This window comes from Pseudomonas cerasi (genome assembly GCF_027983475.1).
Taxonomy (GTDB): Bacteria; Pseudomonadota; Gammaproteobacteria; order Pseudomonadales; family Pseudomonadaceae; genus Aquipseudomonas; species Aquipseudomonas cerasi.
The window spans coordinates 724,406-728,651 of the sequence record NZ_JAQJVM010000003.1 but is presented as its reverse complement, the minus strand read 5'-3'; the positions used below and the strand labels follow the sequence as shown (position 1 = coordinate 728,651).

4 protein-coding genes and 1 pseudogene are annotated in these 4,246 nt (G+C 56.6%); 3 read left to right on the top strand and 2 right to left on the bottom strand.

Features of this window, described 5'->3' with window-relative positions; all coding sequences use genetic code 11:
- Positions 1-224 precede the first annotated feature (224 nt).
- Genes PI739_RS19285 through PI739_RS19275 form a run of 3 tightly spaced genes read left to right on the top strand, consistent with a single transcriptional unit; the run spans position 225 to position 2,690 of the window.
- Positions 225-1,055, top strand: a complete 831-nt coding sequence (locus tag PI739_RS19285; RefSeq protein ID WP_103736353.1) for a helix-turn-helix transcriptional regulator — start codon at positions 225-227, stop codon at positions 1,053-1,055.
- Positions 1,052-2,470: an AdeC/AdeK/OprM family multidrug efflux complex outer membrane factor gene (gene adeC / locus PI739_RS19280; RefSeq protein ID WP_146050555.1), complete on the top strand. Its 1,419-nt coding sequence runs from the start codon at positions 1,052-1,054 to the stop codon at positions 2,468-2,470. Before PI739_RS19285 ends, adeC begins: the two co-directional genes overlap by 4 nt.
- Before the next feature lie 13 nt (positions 2,471-2,483).
- Positions 2,484-2,690 (top strand): hypothetical protein, encoded by a 207-nt coding sequence (locus PI739_RS19275; protein ID WP_003372929.1) that lies wholly within the window; start codon positions 2,484-2,486, stop codon positions 2,688-2,690.
- Positions 2,691-2,804: 114 nt separating this feature from the next.
- On the opposite strand, the pseudogene PI739_RS19270 reads toward PI739_RS19275, so the two are convergent.
- Positions 2,805-3,423, bottom strand: a pseudogene (locus tag PI739_RS19270) (helix-turn-helix domain-containing protein); the annotation flags it as partial.
- 98 nt (positions 3,424-3,521) lie between these two features.
- Positions 3,522-4,127, bottom strand: coding sequence for a LysE family translocator (locus PI739_RS19265; RefSeq protein ID WP_003372924.1), 606 nt, complete (start codon positions 4,125-4,127; stop codon positions 3,522-3,524).
- Positions 4,128-4,246 lie beyond the last annotated feature (119 nt).

Here is a 4,246-nt window from a genome sequence, read left to right as displayed (position 1 = left end):
TAACCGCTCGGTTGCGCAGGATGTCCCGGTATCCCGTGACAGACTTTTCCTGCGCAACTCAGCTTAATGGGAACCTCGAGCTGAATCGTTTTTTGTGAAGACATTCACGCGTGATACCGGATTCGATTGATGTCAAGGCGCAAAGGATTTGAGCGTGCGGAGGACGGAACTCACAGTCTGATCGACAGCATTGCACGCAACTTCTGATCTGCAGGAATAGACATATGAACCGACAAGCGAATGCCAAAGATGAAGTGAAACCGCACATTTATCTGGAACTCGGGAAGTTGGTGGCCAGCGTCGGAAATGACATGTTTCTGAGCAACATGCACCAGTTCATCAATACATCGCTGGCCGTCAGCCGTGTCGAATTGAGCGAGTGGACCGTTGACGACAATCAGTCGGCGGTGACAGATGTGCAGTTGTTGGGCTATGCGGGCACTGAGTTGAATCCGCAGTTGCAGACGTTGTGTCCCACACACGCCAGGCACCGCCACGACCACCCGTTGGTCAAGCGGGTGCTGGAGGTGGAGGACGACCTGCTGATTCACCTGAATGCCCGGATGAAAAACGAAAAAGGCAATGACTTTGTCGGTACCTCGCACCAGTGCAGCATGATCTCGCGCAAGGCCAATCGCTGTTGTGTGATCTCGTTGCACCGCCCGCAAGCCGACAAAGATTACTCGTTGCAAGAGCTGTCTTTTTTGAAATACCTCTCGGAGACCCTGCTGCCTTTATCGGAGCGACACGCACGTGCCCATCGCCAATCCGGTATGAAAAGTGCTGGACGCACACTGTTGCACGGCCCGCTTTCCGATGAGTACAAGCACCTGCAAAGCGAGTTTAACGAACGCTTGCGTGCCTGCGACGTTTCGCTCTCCGCACGGGAGAAAGAGGCCTGCCTGGAGTTCCTCGCGGGCGGCACAGTTCCCGAGATCGCAGAGAAACTTTGCGTCAAGAGCAGTTCTGTCGAAACCTACCTCAAACGTTCCGCCGCCAAGCTGGGTATCAGCGGTCGACATGGGTTGGCCAAGTGGATGGTAGGCGCAGAATGAACAGATTTCTTGGCCCCTGGCTGTTTGCTGCGCTGTCCCTGAGCGGCTGCTCGTTGATTCCTGATTATCAGCGCCCGGCAGCACCGGTTCCCGCACACTACCCACAATCTTCCAGCTACGCGCCAGCACTCTCAGGACCGCTGGCGGCGGATATGGGATGGCGTGACCTGTTCCGCGACCCGACGCTGCAACAGCTTATCGAAAGCGCCCTGCTCAACAATCGTGACTTGCGTGTGGCAGCGCTCAACGTCGAGGCCTATCAGGCGCAATATCGCATTCAGCGCGCCGATTTGTTCCCCGCGATCAGCGCCACGGGCAGCGGTACCCGGCAGCGCCAGCCGGCCAGTATCACGCAGACCGGCGCCCCGGTGACCAGTGGTAGTTATTCGGCGACGTTGGGTATCAGCTCCTACGAGCTGGATTTGTTCGGACGCATACGCAGCCTCAGCGATCAGGCCTCGCTCACCTATTTGTCCAGCGAAGAGGCCCGGCGCAGCACTCAACTGAGCCTGGTGGCGAGTGTCGCAACTGCCTACCTGACCTGGCGTGCCGACCAGGAACTGTTGGCCTTGACTCAGGACACGCTGATGTCCTACGAAAAGAGCCTGAAGCTGACCACTCGCAGCCAGCAAGTGGGCGCTTCTTCGTCACTGGACCTGGCCCAGTCGCGCACGTCGGTGGAGAGCGCACGGGCAAGTCTGGCGACGTTCCAGCGCCAGGTCGCGCAGGATCTCAACAACCTGACCTTGCTGGTGGGCACCACGGTTGCGGACAGCGCGCCCGACCGACCGCTGTCTTCGGAATGGCTCGCCGAAGTGCCTGCGGGGCTGCCTTCTGACCTGCTGCAACGACGCCCTGACATTCTCGAGGCCGAATACCAGTTGCAGTCGGCCAACGCCAGCATCGGTGCTGCGCGAGCGGCATTCTTCCCGAGCATTACCCTGACGGCAAACGCCGGTACATCCAGCACCGAGCTGTCCGGCCTGTTTAAAGCCGGCTCTGGAGGCTGGGTGTTTTCGCCGCAGATCGATATCCCGATTTTCAACGCCGGCAGTCTGCGGGCAAGCCTGGATTACTCGAAGATCCAGAAGGATATAAGCGTTTCAAAGTACGAAAAATCGATACAGACCGCCTTTCAGGAGGTCTCCGATGGCCTGGCTGCGCGTCAGACCTACAAGCGTCAGTTGAAGGCGCAGAGCGACCTTGTACAGGCAAACCAGGAGTACTACCGCCTTGCCGAACGTCGTTACCGTATCGGCGTCGACAACAGCCTGACATTTCTCGACGCCCAACGCTCTTTATTCAGCGCTCAACAAAACCTGATCACCGACCGATTGTCGCAACTGACCGCCGAAGTCAATCTCTACAAGGCGTTGGGCGGCGGCTGGACGGAGCGGACATCAAAACCCTTGTGAGGAGGAACTGAAGATGGGCACATTCGAACCTGGAGCACATGTACGCCTTCGCTCGGGCGGCAAAATCATGGTGGTCAAGCATGAACCCGCGATTATCCCTCTCCCGGACACTCTGCTTGTGATGTGCGAGTACCGGTCAAAGAATCGCCTGGTGCAGGGTTTTTATTCGCCGCGTGATCTGATACATGCGCGCCGCGAGCCAATGGCCAATCATGGCTGAAAGCAACCCGGCGCAGCGGGCTGCGTCTCATCAGTAATCCTGTGCGCGCCGGTATTCAGTTCAGGCATTTCAGCCAAGGCGGATACCGGCTTTCACTTGATCTGATCCAGCGTCCTGCAGGTAATTCAGTTTGCCATGCGGTACCGGATCGGACAGGTGCTCCCTCGAGAGCCCTGGTCGGGTGTGCTCCAAAGCCTGTACCTGGCGTTGCTCATCACAACGGAACACCAACGCCTTATTCGGACGTTTCGGATATACCTCCGCCAGTCTCCCCGGATTCATCTTCAATACCCGAATCGCTGGATAGTTTTGACGCGTGTGTCAGGTGCGGCTTTATGTCATGGGCGGCCCAGATGCGCTGGACGCTGGCCGGCGATATACCGACGAGTTTCGCCATGCTTCGACAGCTCCATCGGGCGTGGCCGATACATGGCTGGGTGACTTGATCAAGGATTTGTTTCAACGCCTCGGCTGGCAGGGATGCCTTGCGACCTCGTCCAGGAAGATCCACCAGGCCTGGCAGACGCAGTTCTCGAAAACGCTTGCACCAGCGTGTGACTGAAACAACCGATAGCCCGGTCAACCTGGCAATCTCGTTACGAGAACAGCCTTGTGCAGCGAGCAAAATCACCTGCGCCCGGCGGCTTTCGCGAGGGCTGATCGTCGCTGAACTCACACGTTGCCTCAACTCGATTTCTTCCTCGTCGCTGAGCACGATGTCTCGATAGCTCACCTGACTACTCCAACATTTACTAAGCACATAAGCACAATCAACGTTAGATACATCGTTAAGAGATGGCGCAGTGACGGAGCACCACCGGGGTGGGAAGTTCAGGTGAACATCGTTGTAGCAGCGACGTTATACAACGCAATAATCGCGAACAGTCCTATCACCAATGACACTAATCGGTTGACTCGATTGCCCGATATTATCGACGGTAGTTTTCGACCAAATACGGCACCCAGCGCAACCCATGTCATACCGACAGGAAGAACGACCAGGGAAAAAACCGTCATGAATGAAAGATAGCTTTCCACGTGCAAAAACGTCCCGGCGGGGGCTACGAGTGTGGCGAAAAACAGCCCTTTCGGATTATTGAGTGTTGCCAAAAACAACGCGGAGACCGAAATCGGCGATGGCTTTCCGTCGGGGTCCTGGTGAATCGAAAACCACAGTTTCAGAGAAATGTAAAACAGGAACATCACGGCCAGAACCTTGGTCGTCACCACCACCCAACCATAGTGTTCGATCAGCGCATCAATGGATAAGCCCCACGCGCTGATCTGAATCACATAAGCCGCCCATTCGGCCGCGACCAGCTTCAGCGAATACAGGCTCAGCCCGCGACTGATCCCTGACTGTAGCAACAGCGAATTGGTCGGCCCTGGCACCAGCAGCACGGTGAGCATTGCAATTGCAACGTAATACATGGCCATACCTAACACTCCAGAATAGGTTTATTTTCAAGCCCGCCTGGTTTCCAGGAATGAAAACGACTGGCGAATGAGCAAACGCTGACGGCGTCAGGAAAGTCCTGACGCCGGCGTCGCCTGTT